General features: G+C 43.6%; 14 protein-coding genes and 1 pseudogene. 4 read left to right on the top strand and 11 right to left on the bottom strand.

Annotated features, from left to right (window positions below):
* Nucleotides 1-59 precede the first annotated feature (59 nt).
* Nucleotides 60-722 (top strand): (2Fe-2S) ferredoxin domain-containing protein, encoded by a 663-nt coding sequence (locus V7L01_RS25590; protein ID WP_335039730.1) that lies wholly within the window; start codon nucleotides 60-62, stop codon nucleotides 720-722.
* 690 nt (nucleotides 723-1,412) lie between these two features.
* Here the strand turns inward: V7L01_RS25590 and V7L01_RS25585 are convergent.
* From V7L01_RS25585 to V7L01_RS25555, 7 genes and pseudogenes are all read right to left on the bottom strand, one after another.
* Nucleotides 1,413-5,513, bottom strand: coding sequence for a tetratricopeptide repeat protein (locus tag V7L01_RS25585; RefSeq protein WP_335039728.1), 4,101 nt, complete (start codon nucleotides 5,511-5,513; stop codon nucleotides 1,413-1,415).
* A 644-nt stretch (nucleotides 5,514-6,157) separates the two neighbouring features.
* Complete coding sequence (locus V7L01_RS25580) at nucleotides 6,158-6,631, bottom strand: hypothetical protein (RefSeq protein WP_335039725.1); 474 nt, start codon at nucleotides 6,629-6,631, stop codon at nucleotides 6,158-6,160.
* Nucleotides 6,632-6,754: 123 nt separating this feature from the next.
* Complete coding sequence (gene phnE, locus V7L01_RS25575) at nucleotides 6,755-7,549, bottom strand: phosphonate ABC transporter, permease protein PhnE (protein ID WP_335039723.1); 795 nt, start codon at nucleotides 7,547-7,549, stop codon at nucleotides 6,755-6,757.
* Nucleotides 7,550-7,571: 22 nt separating this feature from the next.
* Nucleotides 7,572-8,306: a phosphonate ABC transporter ATP-binding protein gene (locus V7L01_RS25570; RefSeq protein WP_335039722.1), complete on the bottom strand. Its 735-nt coding sequence runs from the start codon at nucleotides 8,304-8,306 to the stop codon at nucleotides 7,572-7,574.
* A 160-nt stretch (nucleotides 8,307-8,466) separates the two neighbouring features.
* Nucleotides 8,467-9,441 carry a phosphate/phosphite/phosphonate ABC transporter substrate-binding protein gene (locus V7L01_RS25565; RefSeq protein ID WP_335039720.1) on the bottom strand — a complete coding sequence of 325 codons (975 nt, stop codon included), beginning with the start codon at nucleotides 9,439-9,441 and terminating at the stop codon, nucleotides 8,467-8,469.
* Between the two features lie 152 nt (nucleotides 9,442-9,593).
* Nucleotides 9,594-10,091, bottom strand: a pseudogene (locus tag V7L01_RS25560) (RidA family protein); the annotation flags it as partial.
* Nucleotides 10,092-10,154: 63 nt separating this feature from the next.
* Entirely contained in the window at nucleotides 10,155-10,586 is a 432-nt protein-coding gene (locus tag V7L01_RS25555) for an NUDIX hydrolase (RefSeq protein WP_335039717.1), read from the bottom strand.
* A gap of 186 nt (nucleotides 10,587-10,772) precedes the next feature.
* On the opposite strand from V7L01_RS25555, the gene malQ reads away from it, so the two are divergent.
* A complete protein-coding gene (gene malQ, locus V7L01_RS25550) occupies nucleotides 10,773-12,281 on the top strand; it encodes a 4-alpha-glucanotransferase (protein ID WP_335039715.1) in 1,509 nt (502 codons plus the stop codon).
* A 219-nt stretch (nucleotides 12,282-12,500) separates the two neighbouring features.
* Here malQ and V7L01_RS25545 read toward each other — a convergent pair whose 3' ends face one another.
* Together V7L01_RS25545 and V7L01_RS25540 are read right to left on the bottom strand one after the other, a co-directional pair.
* Nucleotides 12,501-13,313 (bottom strand): helix-turn-helix domain-containing protein, encoded by an 813-nt coding sequence (locus V7L01_RS25545; protein WP_335039713.1) that lies wholly within the window; start codon nucleotides 13,311-13,313, stop codon nucleotides 12,501-12,503.
* Between the two features lie 29 nt (nucleotides 13,314-13,342).
* The gene (locus tag V7L01_RS25540; protein ID WP_335039711.1) at nucleotides 13,343-14,101 is read right to left on the bottom strand and encodes a pseudouridine synthase; all 759 of its coding nucleotides are present in this window, start codon (nucleotides 14,099-14,101) and stop codon (nucleotides 13,343-13,345) included.
* Between the two features lie 134 nt (nucleotides 14,102-14,235).
* Between V7L01_RS25540 and V7L01_RS25535 the strand changes: the two genes are divergently transcribed.
* Entirely contained in the window at nucleotides 14,236-14,952 is a 717-nt protein-coding gene (locus V7L01_RS25535) for an LmeA family phospholipid-binding protein (RefSeq protein WP_335039709.1), read from the top strand.
* Between the two features lie 220 nt (nucleotides 14,953-15,172).
* On the opposite strand, the gene V7L01_RS25530 is transcribed toward V7L01_RS25535, so the two are convergent.
* Both V7L01_RS25530 and cbiT read right to left on the bottom strand, forming a co-directional pair.
* Nucleotides 15,173-16,054 carry a phosphatidate cytidylyltransferase gene (locus V7L01_RS25530; RefSeq protein WP_335039707.1) on the bottom strand — a complete coding sequence of 294 codons (882 nt, stop codon included), beginning with the start codon at nucleotides 16,052-16,054 and terminating at the stop codon, nucleotides 15,173-15,175.
* 142 nt (nucleotides 16,055-16,196) lie between these two features.
* Nucleotides 16,197-16,799 (bottom strand): precorrin-6Y C5,15-methyltransferase subunit CbiT, encoded by a 603-nt coding sequence (gene cbiT, locus V7L01_RS25525; RefSeq protein ID WP_335039705.1) that lies wholly within the window; start codon nucleotides 16,797-16,799, stop codon nucleotides 16,197-16,199.
* Between the two features lie 94 nt (nucleotides 16,800-16,893).
* Here cbiT and V7L01_RS25520 point away from each other — a divergent pair, with 94 nt between their 5' ends.
* Complete coding sequence (locus tag V7L01_RS25520; protein ID WP_335039703.1) at nucleotides 16,894-18,297, top strand: serine/threonine protein kinase; 1,404 nt, start codon at nucleotides 16,894-16,896, stop codon at nucleotides 18,295-18,297.
* Nucleotides 18,298-18,459: the final 162 nt, after the last annotated feature.

The following is an 18,459-nucleotide window of genomic DNA, read 5'->3' as shown; positions in this document are numbered from 1 at the left end:
AACTGTTGCTGAGAATATCTCGCTAAATAGCTTGTATTAGTTAAAAGGAGGTCAAAAAAATGGGTGCATCTCGCAATATGGAAGTATCAGAATTTTGCCTTGAGGGCAGATTTATAAATTTTGTTATTAAAGATGGCTATAAGCTCAAAGGTTTGCTGCTGGGTACTCACGAGGGTGAATGCTACATTAAACTCGCCAAACATTTACGGGCTAGTTTTGACTTGCGGCTACCAGCAGGTACTTGGCTACAAGTTGTTGGTTATAAAGAATACGATATAAAAAAAGACAAAGTTACACTGAAAGCCGAACGTGTGATGGCGGCGCGTTCTGAAATGGCGATAGTTCAAACGATCGCAGCACCACAAGAACCCCCATCTATTGATAATGTCAAGGTAAAACCAGCTAAGGCTAAAGCCACGATTTTGGTGTGTCAAAAGTCTGATTGCATGAAACGCGGTGGTAAAGGGGTTTGTCAGGCGTTGGAGGCGGCTTTAAGCGATCGCGGTTTAGAAGACCAAGTTACAATCAAGGGCACTGGTTGTATGAAGAACTGTAAAGCTGGGCCGAACTTAGTTATGCCCGACAAAACACGCCATAGCCGAATTCAAGCTGAACAAGTTCCCGCCTTGATGGATAAGCATTTTGGTGACAAGAGTTTGTCGGCAGAGTCTGAGAAATTAAGGGAAGCGGCAATATATAATGGCAAGTTTTACGGGAATTAAAGTTAAATCTTGACATTTCACTGAGAAAGCTTAATAATATCTTCATCAAGTGTGTTCCATTAATGATCGGTCGTAAGCTTTAGTAAGTTTGCAATAGAACCAAAAAACTGGCTTTAATTAAGGCCAGTTTTTTGAGTGAATAGGGTCTGTATTGAGCAATTTTTAACCGAGATGCTTCCATAATTTTTAAAGATTCCAGGGAATGTGGTTGATTAGACCTCTTGCAAAAGTGCTTTTTGCAAGAGGGGGAAAAAGGGTAAAGGGTAAAGGTTAAAGGGGAAGGGGACAATACAGAACTTTTCCCCCTTCCCCCTTACCCTTTTCCCGACTTATGCAAGAAGTCTATTGGTGAGTACGTAGACGCACTGTATCTAACATCTCTGTGCAATTGAATTGAGCGATCGCTTACGATTTGTCATGAGCAAGGCAAAGTAGTTGCGATCGCTTAATATTTGTATGCAATTGGGTTTAGCCGCCAGTCTCCCGAAGGCAAGTAAGCTGGGATTTTGCGCTTACCCGTTTGTCCGCCAGAGATTGAAATCTCAGGCTCATAGCGTAAGTCCACTTAAGTGGACTGAAACCTTTTTCTAGTTTTGTTTAGAAGATTTTAGGTGTAAGAGAGGGAATTGATTCTCAGGCGGTTGTTGGGACTTGTGTGTTTTCTGGCGGGTAGGTTGGAAATTACATGACCTAAGTTAGAGAAGACTGCAACAACTGTCGCATGGATGTAGCCTGCACATGGTCAGGGAACACGGTTAAAAAATCATTTAGGTCTTGGATAGCTGCATGAACACGCTCTAAACAAGCACCTTGAGATAAAACATAGCGGTATAACTGCTCTGCTGGTTGAGTATATTGAGCAGCTAAATAGTAAAGGGCTAAATTAAAGGCATTATTCCAGTCTTTAGGATCTTTTTCATAATCCTGTTTAGCAAGCTTTATGGCAAGTGCTAAGTCAGCCCGTGCTTTATCTGCTAAGTTAAAGGCTTGGTAAGCTAAAGCGCGATTATATAAATACTGATTATTGTCAGAATCTAAGTCAATAGCGCGGGTGAAATCTGCGAGAGCCTCATTATATAGCTTAAGCATCAGGTAAGTTTGACCGCGAAATACGATCGCCAAGTCATATTTGGCGTTAAGTTCAATCGCACGATCAAAATCTTGTAAGGCTTCTGGGTAACGCTTCATTAAGCGGTAAGTATAACCGCGAGATGCGATCGCCAAGTCATATTTGGCGTTAAGTTCAATCGCACGATCAAAATCTTCTAGGGCTTCTGGGTAACGCTTCATTAAGCGGTAAGTATAACCGCGAAGTGCGATTGCCAAGTCAGATTTGGGGTTAAGTTCAATGGCGCGGTCAAAATCTTCTAGGGCTTCTGGGTAACGCTCCATTAAACTATAGGTAAAACCGCGATTTGCGATCGCCCAGTCATATTTGGAATTGAGTTCAATGGCGCGGTCAAAATCTTGTAAGGCTTCTGGGTAGCGCTTCATTGAGTAGTAAGTTACACCACGATTTGCGATCGCCCAGTCATATTTGGGGTTAAGTTCAATGGCGCGGTCAAAATCTTGTAAGGCTTCTGGGTAAAGCTTCATTGAGTAGTAAGTTACACCGTGATTTGCGATCGCCCAGTCATATTTGGGGTCAAGTCCAATGGCGCGGTCAAAGTCTTGTAAAGCTTCTGGGTAACGCTTCATTAAACTATAGGTAAAACCGCGACGTGCGATCACCCAGTCATATTTGGGGTTAAGTTCAATGGCGCGGTCAAAATCTTCTAGGGCTTCTGGGTAACGCTTCATTAAGCGGTAAGTTTCACCGCGAGATATGATCGCAAAGTCATATTTGGGATTAAGTTCAATGGCGCGGTTAAAATCTTCTAGGGCTTCTGGGTAAAGCTCCATTAAGCGGTAAGTTGCACCGCGATTTGCGATCGCCAAGTCATATTTGGGGTTAAGTTCAATGGCGCGGTCAAAATCTTCTAGGGCTTCTGGGTAACGCTTCATTAAGTGGTAATTAAAACCGCGATGTGCGATCGCCCAGTCAGATTTGGGGTTAAGTTCAATGGCGCGGTCAAAGTCTTCTAGGGCTTCTGGGTAACGCTCCATTGAGCGGTAAGTTTCACCGCGACTTGCGATCGCCCAGTCAGATTTGGGGTTAAGTTCAATGGCGCAGTCAAAATCTTCTAGAGCTTCTGAGTAACGCTCCATTAAGCGGTAAGTTTCACCGCGATTTGCGATCGCCCAGTCATATTTGGGGTTAAGTTCAATGGCGCGGTCAAAGTCTTGTAAAGCTTCTGGGTAACGCTCCATTAAGCGGTAAGTAAAACCGCGATTTGCAATCGCCCAGTCAGATTTGGGGTTAAGTTCAATGGCACGGTCAAAATCTTCCAGTGCTTCTGGGTAACGCTTCATTAAGCGGTAAGTTTCACCGCGATGTGTGATCGCCAAGTCAGATTTGGGGTTAAGTTCAATGGCGCGGTCAAAATCTTCTAGGGCTTTTGGGTAAAGCTCCATTAAGCGATAAGTTTCACCGCGAAGTGCGATCGCCCAGTCATATTTGGGGTTAAGTTCAATGGCGCGGTCAAAGTCTTGTAAAGCTTCTGGGTAACGCTCCATTAAGCGGTAAGTAAAACCGCGAAGTGCGATCGCCAAGTCAGATTTGGGGTTAAGTTCAATGGCGCGGTCAAAGTTTTGTAGGGCTTCTGGGTAACGCTTCATTGATTGGTAGATAAAACCGCGATGTGTGATCACCCAGTCAGATTTGGGGTTAAGTTCAATGGCGCGGTCAAAATCTTCTAGTGCTTCTGGGTAACGCTCCATTAAGCGATAAGTTTCACCGCGACTTGCGATCGCCCAGTCATATTTGGGGTTAAGTTCAATAGCGCGGTCAAAATCTTCTAGCGCTTCTGGGTAACGCTCCATTAAGCGGTAAATAAAACCGCGCTGTGCGATCGCCCAGTCATATTTGGGGTTAAGTTCAATGGCGCGGTCAAAATTTTCTAGGGCCTCTGGGTAACGCTCCATTGAGTAATAAGTTTCACCGCGACTTGCGATCGCCCAGTCATATTTGGGGTCAAGTTCAATAGCGCGGTCAAAATCTTCTAGGGCTTCTGGGTAACGCTCCATTGAGTGATAAGTAAAACCGCGCCAACCTAAAGCAATTGGTTGCCATTTAACTTCAATCCTAGAATTTTGTACGACTGCGGTAAACATTTCCAACGTAACTTGATAAACGTCCTCCTCATAAGCTTTTAACCCATTTACTAGTTGCTCACCCCAACGCTGAACTTCAGAGGAATCGACATCTTTACCAGCCTGGAGCATGGTTTCTGCATATTGTTGGGCAAATTTGCGTTGATTTTTGAGTGCAACGAGAAATTCATTGAGAGCTACAGATAAATTTCTTTGCGGTGACTGACATAAGTTGTGATACAACACGTTTAATGTGTGACTTTGCCAGCTAGGATCGCGCTGTTTTTCTTCTTCCTCTAATTGCAGATCATTCCGCAGGCTGTCATAATATTCTGCCAACTTACCATGTATGTCAGCCCAACCTTGCGGCGATGAAAGGCGCTTGTGGCGTAACATTTGCGTTTTAACAACATCATGATAAGCCCAGCCGTCGGTACGTTCGTTGACAAAGGATGTTTCTTTTAGCCAAGTAAATAACTCGTCAGCTTCTTCTTCTGCTCTCAACTTAGCTATAACATCCCGATTCAAGCACCGAGGAATGGCAGCATCAAGCGCCACTTGTTGCCGTTTGGGGTCATCAACCCATTTTAAAAAGCGTTCTACAGCACTGCTGCTAGGCTCAATTACCTGGTTTGGGTCATTGGGATGAGTATCTGCTAGCATTCCCACTAGTAGGGGTAAGTTTCCAGAAAGGCGCAAAATCACTTCAATAATGCGATTGTCCGTAATGCCTTTGCGAGTTAGATATTGTTGGGCTTCTTCTTCTGTAAAGGGTTCCAGAGGAAAACGAACTATTAACCCCTCATAAGATGCCCAATGATTTTTATCTAATTCCTGCCGACCGGCAATAGTTATCAATATATTGAGAGATACTTCACCGTGGCGACCCTCCAGAATTTCTCGCAGCCAGTTATCTAGAAATTCTCCGGTGCGTTCATAAGTATCAAAAAACAAAACAATACCAGTTTTCTCAGCAATTTTAAAAATATCTTGGAAAAATAACGGGGTCAGAACTTCTTCAGGTTCTTGAACTAAACGCACCTCATCTTTATTTGTTATTTTCTTTGCAACATAAGAAGCCCATTCTCCAGCTTGGGTAGCGAAAGCATCCTCATCTACAAAGTCAAATACAGCACCGCCAACGGGAACTCGACGCGCCAGACGCACACCAGTTTTCACCATAGTTTTCCCCACAAAAGCCGAAAAGCCTTGAGGAGCTTCTGGATCGGTTTCTAATTCTTGGCGCTTTTGACGGTAAACTTTGTAGCGTTCTGTAAACTGCGTTAGTTTATGACCTTGCCGTTCTAGCTCCTCAGCTAGACGACCCATGACTTCTGGTATAGTTTTTTCAGCTTCATCAATATAAGCCGAGATAATTTTTGCTTCGTCAGCAATTTTACGAAACTGCCGTAACAGAGTACTTTTACCAACTCCGCCTTGACCCCAAACGTTATACAAAAAACGACGGCGATCGTCTTCTGGGGGAAATGCTAAATTTTGGCGAAATTGGTTTACTTGGTCTTCACGACCCACAAAACCTGATTGTTGGCGCTGCTTAAGAATATCTTGTAGACTCTTGGGCTTGTTTTGCGGGTTCATTACAATATTCAATTTAGAGATGCGAATGCTTACACAATAACTACTAAATATACAAGGTGTATTTCGGAATTTATTAAACTTTTTTTAGGTAATTTTTATGCATTGACCTTCTGAGGCTCAACTTTGACCTTCTGAGGCTCAACTTTGACCTTCTGAGGCTCAACTTTGACCTTCTGAGGCTCAACTTTGACCTTCTGAGGCTCGACGTTGACCTTCTGAGGCTCGACGTTGACCTTCTGAGGCTCAACTTTGACCTTCTGAGGCTCGACGTTGACCTTCTGAGGCTCGACGTTGACCTTCTGAGGCTCGACGTTGACCTTCTGAGGCTCAAAAATGCCTTGGCGACTTAGCGCTTGTCCATGAAGTCTAATACAGACCTAACCCCCAGCCCCTTCCCTACAAGGGAAGGGGAGTAAGATTCAAAGCCTCTCCCCTTGTAGGGGAGAGGTTTGGAGAGAGGTCAAAGTGTATTTTAGATAAACGAAATGCGCTATAGAAATCGCAGCTATACAAATAAAATCTCCCTCCGCAAGTTTCAAAAATCTTTGGATTCAAGACGCAAAAAGGGCACAACATTGTTATGCCCCTAAAAATGATGTGTATTTTACTAAGTTGACAACTGCTATACTTGCCTATTGCAAGCTTTAGCTAGCTGCGGTTTCAGGTTGTTTTTTCTTAGAACGGCGGTTAAACCTGCGTCCCATCTCATCAATTACTGCATCTAAACCTGTGACATCACCGCTAGCTTTGGCATAGCTATAAACTGCTAAGGCTGCTGCATAAGCTTCGCTAGCAGAGGCTATACAGGTATCGTCCACCAATTCTTGCAGTTGCGTTAGAGACAAAAGGACTGGATACAATGTCTCAAACAACGTCAAATCTCGGCGCATCTCTTCTAAATCAAAGGAACGGGGCAAAAAGTTAGGGTTCTGTGTCGCCACTTCTAAGGCTTTGCTTACAAAAGCCCGACTTTTATCTCCCATCTTCAACATTGTTCGCCGTTCTTCGGTCGTCAAATCAACTAAAAACGGTAACTTTTCTCTAATTGTAGCGATCGCCTGCATGACTGCTTCTTTGTCTGCTGGGGATAGGCTGGCACTGATACGATTTTCTGCCATTTTTAATACTCATTTAGGATACTTAGTTTCAGTATTTCCAAAGTCATAAAGGCGATGTCTACGACGGGCTACGCCTACGCATTAGTTTTCAAGATAGGCTACCACTAAGACACCAAAAATTTGTTACATAGAATCGAGCCGATGACGTAATTGGCTACTAAAAGCATCAATTACTGTGACGACTACTAAAAGCACTAACATCATGGTTGTTGCTTTGGTGTACTCGAACCCGTCGATGTAACTTTTTAGCTGAAAGCCAATACCACCTGCACCAACTACACCCAAGACAGAAGCAGCACGGATGTTGTACTCAAACATCCAAAAGGTGTAACCTAATCCCAGAGGTAGCACTTGCGGGAGAATGCCGTATTGAGCAATCTGTAGCTTGGAGGCTCCGATAACTTGCAACGATTCAAGAGAACGCGGATCAACGGCTTCAATTGCCTGTTGATAAAATTTAGCAAGGTAGCCGATAGTGTAGATTCCCAAAGCTAAAGTTCCTGCTGGTGCGCCTAAGCCAGTGGCGGCAACAAAAATTAGCCCCAGAATAATTGAGGGGACAGAACGCACAGTATTTTGCAGCAAATTAGCTAGCGATCGCAACCACCCAGGTGCAATATTGCTGGCGCTAGCTATAGCGATCGGTACAGAAAGAATGGCTCCAATGGTAGTTCCCCATAAAGACATCTGTACAGTTTCAATTAGTGCCTTAACTGCAATATCTAAAACTTTCCAATCGGGAGGAAATAATCGGGTAATAAAATCGGTGATGTAGGGCCAGCTAGAACGCAGCAGTTCAAAATCGAGTTTGAGTCCTCGCAAAGCCCACCCATAAACTACTACGACAATTAATAAGATGAGTAGAGAACTCAGCCAAGGATAGAAGCGTAAACGTTTTAATTTAAAAAAGGAAGTCATATTGTATTAAATCAAATCCCACTCAACCGGAAACTTTCGCAAATTTAGCTTGTAAGTTGTCACAAAGTCCTTGGTAAACGACGCGTCCAGCATCTAAGACGATCGCTTGCCCTGCATATTTTTCTGCGATTCCCAAATCGTGCAAAACTGCGACAATAGTCATGCCTTGCTGAGTGTGCAATTGGGATAGAGTTTCCATGACTTGTTGGGATGCCACAACATCTAAGCCTGTGATGGGTTCATCGACTAAGAGAATTTGCGGTGATTGAATTAAAGTCCGAGCGATCGCTACTCGTTGTTGCTGTCCACCACTTAACTGACTGGTTTTTTGAAAAGCTAACTCTCCCAGTCCTAACTGTTCTAATAAATTTAGTGCCAACATGCGATCGCGTTTGGAAAATCCCAACAGTGTTTGCCAAGTTGTTCTTTTACCAAGGCATCCGCACAAGACATTTTCCAGTGCTGATAACTGCCGAATTAATCCGCCACCTTGAAATAACATCCCAACATCACGCCGAATCTTTGGCAGTGTTCGGGGATTCATCTCAACATTATTGACGATGATTTCTCCTCTGGCTGATGGCACTAGTCCAACTAGCGATCGTAGTAATGTAGACTTACCAGCACCATTTAGCCCCAGCAAAACGACAAATTCACCCCGTTTAATCTGGCAATTAATCCCGTTGAGAATAGGACGATTTAGAGAGGAAGCATAAGCTGTCTCTAGGTTATGGCATTCAATAACATAATCATTCATAGAAATTTATTTATAGCGGTTCTCGGTTGAGTGAAGTACAAGAACCCCACCCCCAACCCCCTCCCCGCTCTTCGAGAGGGGGCTATGATTTACCTTGTATGATTAGCGCTATATTCGCTAACAGTTATTCAAGATGTTTACTAAATAACTGTTAACTGAATTATGGTTCAATGCCAGCAATTTGCAGAGCGTCGCGGATAGTTGCTAGGTGACGATCGTGGTTAATTCGCACTAATTCTGTGGAATTATACAAGTCGCTTAACAACTTATTATTTTCCGACTTATTTAATTTCAGTAAGGCGTTGATGATTTTTTCCCGTGTTGGGACTGGAACATCATCATCAATAGCAATACCGTGGGCAGGGACACCAGTTATTTTGTGCAGAACCCGTAACTTACTTTTCTCTTCGGCGGTGATATAAGGTGGATTTAGAGCATATTCTGACACAACAGCCACATCAGCTTGACCGCGCACAACTGCTTGCAAGGCTTTGCTGTAATTACCCCCGTAAGAAACTTGACCAAAGAAACCATCTAAGCGATCGCGGTTGGGTACAAATTTTTGTTTGACCAACTCAGCGACAGGGATAATAAACCCAGAGCCAGAAGTAGGGGAAGTAAAAGCAATTTTCTTGCCCCGCAGTTGTTCTAAAGTTGCTTTAGCTGAATTTTGAGTTTTTAGGGGACTATTCTTAGGGACAACAAATGTTGAGCTATAGGTGTATCTTCCAGAATAAGTGGAGCGAACTTCGGCTAGATACAAGCTGGCGTTTGCTAATTGTTTTGCTTTCAAAGCCGGACGGCTACTTAAAAAAGCGACATCAGCTCGGTTTGCTCTCAAAGCTTCTACAGCAGCTGTATCATCACCAACTTGGGCGACGACTGGAATACCTAACTCTTTCGATAAAAGAGCTACTACTGCATTTGCCTTATTTTGCAAGTCTGTAGAATCAGCACGACTGGGAAAAACTATTATTAAAGTCTTCTGCCCTTGGGCAAGTAAGCGTGGTGTCTGTTGATTAGTGGCGGGGTTGGCGATCGTTGTCTGCATAGTCCCTACTGTGCTGACTACTAGACCTGTAAGCACTGCAAATGCCGCACCAGCACCCAATAAGCTCTTTTTCCTCACACTCATTTGCAACTCTCCATTAGGAAGTTTTCTCAGTTCTTTTGCTAATTAATTGCAATTAACTCCTAAAAAATATTTAAAGCTTTTAAGAACAAAAGTCAATAACAAAGCCTGGTTTGTTTGTAGAGTTGTAGACTTATTTTGTGAATGTATTGGCACTAACCGCTAATTACAGCGATCGCATCAATCTCTACCAACACATCTTTAGGTAAGCGCGATACCTGAACACAAGCCCTTGCTGGGGCTGTATCTTCCGGGAAATATTTAGCATAAACGGCATTCACCGCCGCAAAATCATTCATATCAGCTAAAAATACAGTGGTTTTCACGACATCTTGAAAAGTCGCACCAGCTGCTGTGAGAATGGCTTCAAGATTAGCTAATACCTGCTCGGTTTGCTTTTTGACATCATCAGTGTAGACGACATTACCAATGCGGGGATCGATGGCAATTTGTCCAGCTATGAATACAAATTGACCAGAAGCTGCGATCGCTTGATTATAAGGGCCGACTGGAGCGGGTGCGTTATCAGTATTAATTACTTTACGGGTCATAGATATTACTTTGCTTAACGATGTTTCCTGTTTGCCGATTTCTGCTTCAGAGGCGATCGGTTTGTAGACTTCTCCATCTGGCATTATCGCACCAGTCAAGTCAGGATATCGATCGCACTCATACAATACTGTTACAACAGACCGCCGCTTTGCGTCTACGTCCCTCTACCCCAACCTCGGACGTATCCCATAATGCCGATATCGCCAATAATCCTGCAAAATGCGATCGTGGTCAAAACATAAATCACCAGGCACTCGCCAAGACTCAAAAATGCCTACACCCTTAGCATCATCCCCAGCCTTTGGTTCCCCCGTCGCTGTTGCCAAAAACACAATGCTAATTGTATGCTGACGCGGATCGCGATTGGGATCGGAATACACCAGTAATTGTTCAACCAAATCCACCTGCAAACCCGTTTCTTCCTCAGCTTCGCGCCGCGCCGCCACTTCCACCGCTTCCCCATAATCTACAAAACCACCAGGAATAGCCCAACCTAAGGGTAGATTATGTCTTTCAATTAACACTATTGGCCGATGAGGTCGATCTACTAATTCAATGATGATATCAACTGTCGGTGTAGGATTTCGGTAAGTCATAGTTATTAGTCATTGGTCATTGGTCATTAGTCATTGGTCATTGGTCATTAGTCAAGGACAAATGACAAAGGACAAACAAAATGAGTTTACTAGATTTACCCTGCAAATACTGTTCCGTGATAAATTCGATGCGATCGCGTAGCGTGTCGATCAGACAATTGCTCCCTCTTATAATTCAGGTTAAATATGCCTTTTCCTAGATCCAGTGGTATTTTGCTGCATCCTACTTCCTTTCCCAGCCGATTTGGCATTGGCGATTTAGGCTTAGAAGCCTATCGCTTCATCGATTTTCTTAAAGACACCCATCAACAATATTGGCAAGTTTTACCCTTGGGCCCCACTGGATACGGTAATTCCCCCTATATGTGCTACTCGGCAATGGCGGGAAATCCCCTACTGATTAGCCCAGAAAAACTACGAGATGAGGGTTTGCTAGCTGAAGAAGACTTTGCTAATTTACCAGGATTTCCGGTAGAGAAGGTAGATTTCGACCAGGTTGTGCCGATTAAGATTGGGCTGCTGAAAAAAGCCTGTGAAAACTTTAGAACAAATGCTACGGAGATCCAACAAAAAGAGTTTGCAGGTTTTTGCGACAGCAAAGCCTATTGGCTAGATAATTACGCCTTATTTATGGCGCTGAAAGATGCTAACGAAAATGCAAACTGGCATTCATGGGAGCCAGAATTTGTCAAGCGAGAACCCGAAGCATTAGCTCAGGTAGAGCGTCGGCTGAATGCAGAGATTTTTTATTACAAGTTCGTCCAATTTGAGTTTTTCCGGCAGTGGTCAGACCTGAAAAGCTACGCCAACATGCGCGGTATAGATATTATCGGCGATATCCCCATTTACGTAGCTCACGATAGTGCCGACGTATGGGCGCATCCCGACATCTTTTGCTTAGATAAAGAGACAGGAGCTGCTGCCCAAATGGCAGGTGTTCCACCAGATTACTTTAGTGCCACAGGTCAATTGTGGGGCAACCCGGTTTATAACTGGGAGGAATTGCAAAAACAAGACTTTAAATGGTGGGTACAGCGCTTTGAGGCAATGCTGGATTATGTAGATATAATTCGCATTGACCACTTCCGCGGCTTCGAGGCTTATTGGTCAGTAGCCCAAGGCGAAGAAACTGCCATGAATGGCAAATGGGTGGAAGCGCCTGGTGATGCTTTTTTTGAAGTGATTAGGCAGAAATTGGGCAAGCTACCTGTCTTGGCGGAAGATTTGGGAGTAATTACACCAGAGGTAGAAGCACTGCGAGATAAGTATGAATTTCCTGGAATGAAGGTTTTACAGTTTGCCTTTGGTTCCGATCCCGCTAATCCATTCTTACCATTCAATTACCCGCGAAATGCTGTAGTTTATACTGGCACTCACGATAATGACACAACTGTAGGCTGGTTCAATTCAGCCAACGATAACGAAAAGCAAAACCTGTTGCTTTATTTAGGTTGTATTAGTCCTGAAGGCATTCAGTGGGATTTAATTCGCCTAGCTTTGAGTTCCATAGCCAACCAAGCGATTATTCCCTTGCAAGATATCTTGGGATTAGGAAATGAAGCGCGGATGAATTTTCCTAGTATTGCTGAGGGTAACTGGGCGTGGCGCTATCAAGCAGCTGCTTTGACAGACGAATTACGCGATCGCTTGAAAGCTCTTACCAGACTTAATGGACGCGCCCCGCAAGAGCAGTGAGAACTGGGGAGATGAGGGAGCAGGGGAGATGGGAAAAACAAGGCAGACAAGGCAGACAAGGGAGAGGGAGCAGTAAATGCCTCCTTTTCCTCCTTCTCTCCTTGTCTCCCTCATCCTTCTCATCTTCTCCAGTCTTTTTCTTCTCTACGTTGGCGTAGCTTGCTTCCCTGTAAGGGTACAATTTGGAATTTTGGATTTTGAATTGATTTCTCCCTCATCTCAAAGCTTAGGTTTAGCAGCAATCCTAATTTCTTCCTCTTTCCCAGGCTCTCCCATTTCTTTAGCTTTCTCTTGATTAACACTCATCAACACCCCACCAGCATTATCAGTTTTCACTGTCAGTTGCTCTTGGGCTTTCCAAATTCGGTGAGTTCCCTCTGGGAGAATACCCTCAAACTCGGTTTTGCCATCGGCTACGACGCGAATCCAAGATGATGATTTTAAAGTCACACCAATCTGTACAATCTGTCCCTGTTGGACGCCGGTGGCGGTATCGCTGACCGGTTTAACCTTCACTGACTCTTTTCGTTGAGCTATTTCTGGTTTAAGAACTGACTTTTGTTTTGGATATGGCTGGTTTTGGCTATTACTTGCTTGTAATATAGCGTTATTTAATAACTGAGATAAGCCATTCACAGAGCATACAATCAGGAATATGTAAAGAAAGTAAAGATGAACCGGACGTAGTTGACTAAGCGATGAACTATTCCCCATACCTTGGGGGTTAACTCGTGTAGAAGTAATTGGAAAAGTGCCAGAAAATTCTACTCCATTCAAGCCTAGAGCATCGGCAAATTGCCTGATCAAACCTTGAATATAGACTGGTTCTGGCAGATCGTCTAAATTACCTTCTTCGATCGCCTGCAATAATCGTCGGGGAATCCTGGTTAATACAACCACTTGCTCTAGAGATAGACCCTGTTCTTGACGCAATGCCCAAAGTTGAGCGCCTAATTCTCCTAACTTTTCGGCTCGTTCTTGCTCTAATGAAAGTGATGGCTGGTGATTATTCTTCTTTCTTAGCCATTTCATGCCTACTGACACTCCTTAACTCCGCTAAATCAATAATTAGGTTGGGTTATCTGCTCTTGCAAAAAGTGAATCTCACAATCTTTGAGGGAACGATATTTACCCTCTGACAAAAAGGGTTCTTTTGAAGTTTGTAATTGAATTGGGCCGATAGCAGTCCGATGCAGCTTGATTACTGGGTATCCTAACTGTTGGGCTATACGGCGGATTTGGCGATTTCTTCCCTCCTGCAACACTATTTCTAACAAGCTTTCCTCGGTACCACGTTCTAGTAAACGTACCTTCGCGGCCCTGGTTTTTCTACCCTCCAACATCAGACCCTGACGCCACATTTGCAGTACTGCTTCTGGAGGGTGTCCTTTGACCAAAACATGATATGTCTTGGAAATACTGTGGCGGGGATGGGTTAGTCCAAATGTCAGTTCTCCGTCATTTGTCAGGATTAACGCTCCTGTAGACTCTGCATCTAGACGCCCAACTGGGTGAATACCTGAACCCTCTCGTAATTCTTTCGGTAGTAGATCCAGGACTGTTGGTCTGCGGTGAGGGTCGTAACAAGTCGAAACCACTCCCGCTGGTTTGTGCAGCAATAGATATATTAAAGCCGGACGCTGCTTTTCGGATACGAGTTTACCATCGACTGCGATCGCATCTTTTTGGGGATCGACTTTTTGACCTAAATGTGCCAATACCCCGTTGATCCGCACCCGTGAGTGCCTAATCATTTCTTCGGCTTCACGACGCGATGCGATACCCCATTGAGCGAGAATTTTTTGTAACCGTGCCTCCATGTGTAATTGCTTATTTACTGTTAACAATTAAATGATATTTGCATTTTGTAGCGAGTAGGCATAAATGTTACATTTAAAGCTCGTTTAATTTCTGTTCGGTTCTTGAGCAGATACTCATAACACAGATTGGTTAGATGCCAGAGCAAAATTCCCAAACAACAAATGCAAATAAAATACGCATAATTACGCAGGTACTCACAACAGCACTAAAGCTCTGGTTGAGAGCGCAAGTGAGCCAAATATCTGAATTAGAAGTGGAGATTAAAGCGAGCGATCGCCAAATTCTCTCTGGACGTATCCCGTCGATATCTATTTTTGCTACTCATGCAGTTTATCAAGGTCTCCTGATTACACAAATTCAATTAATTGCCGAAAATATTCGGCTAAATATCGGCTCCGTACTCAAGGGAAAGCCCCTAAAACTGCTAGAAACAGTACCAGTGGTTGGGGATTTGCTCGTAGATGAGAAGGATCTTAATGCTTCTCTCTCATCTGACTTATTATCAACTGCTTTGAGCGATTTGCTGGTTAAGGTTTTACCAACACATTGCCCAAAGTCACAACCAATTAATTGGCAAGAAATTATTCTTGATAACAACCAAATTATACTGCGAGGTATGAGAGTAACCAATAGTGATGAACCAACACCTTTGCAAATTTGTCTAGGATTACAGTTACTCAGTGGCCATGAATTACAACTGGCACATATCCAAATCAAGTCTGACCAAGGAGATGTATTAGAGGAAAATCATCAGTACAATCTGGATCTTGGCTCAGATGTCGATATCCAAGAATTAACGCTGATTCCAAACAAGCTGGTGTGTCGTGGGCGGATTAACGTTAACCCTTGACGATCGCTGATTAAAAAATATTAATACCCTATTTATTTAAAATGATATAAGTAGGTCGGCTTATGGTTGGGATAAGGCAACAGGTAGGGGTAAAAAGGGTTTGAGCCTTGTTTACTTTTTTTGACACAGTTTGGTTTTATTGTACCAACTTACTTAGCGCCTCTTAGGGGATAAGGGGAACAAGGAGGCATCTAGTCTCCCTTTGCTCCCCCTGCTCTCCTCATAGTAGTGGTAATACCAATGTCACAAAATAGTAAACCAAAGGAGCTGTGAAAATATAACTATCGGTACGGTCTAAAATGCCACCATGACCGGGGATTAACTGTCCAGAATCTTTGACTCCAGCATCCCGCTTAAGCATAGACTCGGTAAGATCCCCTAAAAGACTAGCAATGCCAATCAGCAAACCCAATGCTAAACCAGTGAAAGGGGATCGGGGCAAGTGGAGATAATAGGCTCCTGCTATGGCTACCGCAACACTTGAAGTAATCCCAAAGACAGCACCTTCTACAGTTTTTTTCGGGCTAATCTCAGACAGACGGGTTTTCCCAAAGAATTTGCCAATGGTGTAAGCGCCGATATCGGCTGCCCAAATACACAAAAAAGTCAGCAGTGTTGCTGTAAAACCTTGTGGTAAGGAAGTGGAATTTGCCTTTTCCCAGAAATCTGTCCAAGTTGTGGGCCAATAACCTCCGAAAAAGAGATTGCTAAAAGCAGCACTATCAATCGCTCGTAATCGCACCCAGTAACTCGGTAAATAACCTACGTAAAATAGACCCATAATTGAAGCGGAAACATCAGCGATCGTGGCAAATTTGGGCTGAAACAGCAGGTAGAAACAAATAAGTGTGCCAGCTAAGGGCATCACAGCGTCAGCTAAACTGCCATCAAGGGTACAAATCACCAGCAAGACTTGGCTGACAGCCATAGTGGTTTTAGCGGCAGGAGCGATGCCTCTGGCTCGCACCAAATTAAAATATTCCTGTTGACCCAAAAAGATGATGACCGCAAAGATGATGGTAAAGTACCAACCCCCCAAAAGGGTTGCAGAAAGAGCAAGAGCGATCGCAACAATTCCACTAATAATCCGAGACCAAGGCATAGAAGTATTGGGTACTGGGTACTGGGTACTGGGTATTGGGTGCTGGGTATTGGGTGCTGGGTATTGGGTATTAGGAAAACTTTTTCCCAGTCCCTAGTCCCCAGTTCCCAGTCCCTAGTCGCTAGTCCCAAATACCCAGTCCCTAGTCCAGTTTCTCACCACTGAGGATAAAAATGGGATCGACGGCGGTAAAGGTTTGAGAAAAGCCGCGTGTTTCTAAGCGGTTAACCGCAGACTGGACGACTTCGATATTTCTAGCCCTTAATAGGGAAAAGCTCTGGGAAATAGCATACAGACTTTCTAGATTAGCCGCTGTGGCTACAACCCGACCGGATGGCGGTAAATAATGCCACGCTGCTTGCAAAATTTCCTGAATGGGGCGTCCTCCCTCGATACAAACGCGGTGAGGGGTAACCTTGAGGTCATGTAAACACTCTGGGGCACTACCTTCAATTACTTCCACATTCTTCACTTCAAAGCGATCGCAATTACGCTTGATTAGATTAGCTACTTCTTCATCCCGTTCTACAGCGATAATCTGTCCGTCTGGACATAATAAGCCCACTTCTACCGGAATTGTACCTGTCCCTGCGCCAATATCCCACAACACAGAATCTGATTTTAGCCGCAGTTGGGCAATCAATAGCAGTCGGACTTCTCGCTGGCTCAGGGGAATTCCTGGCAAATGTTCAAATAATTCATCGGGAATACCAGGGGTAATATAAGGCCAAAGTTGGGAGGGCATAAAACTACGCAATTATACTAAAGATATAGATTTGCCAAATTGAAAAGCTATAAGCTCTAAAAACTTTTCAACCGTAGCATTAGAAGAAACCATAATGATCGGCGAAATATTAGGCGAACGCTACGAAGTTCAGCAGCTACTAGGAAAAAAAGCAGGGCGGCGGACTTTGTTAGCTCGTGATTTGCAAACTCAGGACTTAGTTGTTATCAAGTTACTCTCTTTCGGTGATGATTTTGAATGGGATTCACTCAAGTTGTTTGAGCGGGAAGCTGAAACTTTAAAATCTTTGTCACATCCCTTAATTCCTCAGTATTTAAACTATTTTGAGGTAAATTTACCAACTATCAAAGGATTTGCCCTAGTACAAACTTATATCCCAGCAAAAACTTTAGAGCAATATTTAGAAAGTGGGCGAACTTTTACAGAAGCTGAAGTCAAACAGATAGCCAAAGCGCTTTTAGAGATTCTTATTTACCTACATGGGCTGTATCCGCCTGTAATTCACCGTGATATTAAGCCTAGCAATATTTTATTAGGGGAGCGTTCTGGTAATAGTGTTGGTCAAGTTTATTTGGTAGATTTTGGCTCAGTGCAGACTGTCCTCGCCACAGAAACCGGGACAAGAACTGTGGTAGGAACTTATGGCTATATGCCACCAGAGCAATTTGGCGGACGGACTGTTGCAGCATCTGACCTTTATAGTTTAGGCGCAACCTTAATTTATTTAATGACGGGTAATCACCCAGCCGATTTACCGCAAAAGGATTTTCGCATTCAGTTTGAACAAGTAGCTAATGTGAGTCGCAGCTTTAGCAATTGGCTGAAGTGGATGATTGAACCCAGTTTAGAAGGGCGTTTTAGTTCTGCGACACAAGCGATCGCAGCCTTAGACAAACCACAAGCGACCAACTTACCTGCTTTAGTTCGCAGCAAACCAGACGGGAGTAGGATTCAACTAACCAAAAATTGGGATTCTCTAGAAATTATCATTCCGCCATCTGGTTTCCATCCATCAATAGTATTCACAGGTTTATTTGCGATCGCCTGGAATTCATTTATCCTAGTTTGGACACTTGGCGCTCTCTCGGCCCCTTTTCCTGCCAACATCCCCTTTGCTTTGTTCTCACTTCCTTTTTGGAGTGCTGGCTTTCTAATGATGTATAAATTTATCTTTAGTTTGTTTGGACGCATCTGCTTACGTCTGAATGCAGAACAAATTGCCCTAAGCTGGGAGTTGTTTAGTTGGAAATTTGAGCGTCCCCGGCCATCGCCAAGACAAAGTATTAATAAGTTAGTTTATATTCCAAAACACTTTACTAAAGGCTCTCAAGGCACTAGAGTTGCCGTTCCAGCACAATTATATATTTCCTCAGGATTACAAAAATATCAGATTAGTGGAAATGATGTTGGTATTAAATCCGAAGTAGAACTTGAATGGTTAGCTCATGAATTAAGTGAGTGGTTAGGTTTGCCAATTACCAATCCAATCAGAAGTTAGTTGAGCTAATCATTTAATTCTTTAGGACTTACGCAAAACCATGATAAAACGAACCACAAAGGACGCAAAGGACACAAAGGAATAAGAGTTTCAGAGAGTTCTTGCGTAAGTCCTGTTCTTAATTAAAAAGTCTGAGCGTTGGTTTTCGGCACTCAGACTTTT

It is taken from the genome of Nostoc sp., from assembly GCF_036917095.1.
Classification (GTDB): domain Bacteria; phylum Cyanobacteriota; class Cyanobacteriia; order Cyanobacteriales; family Nostocaceae; genus Nostoc.
The sequence above is the reverse complement of the archived record's forward strand: the minus strand, read 5'-3'. Positions and strand labels throughout refer to the sequence as shown.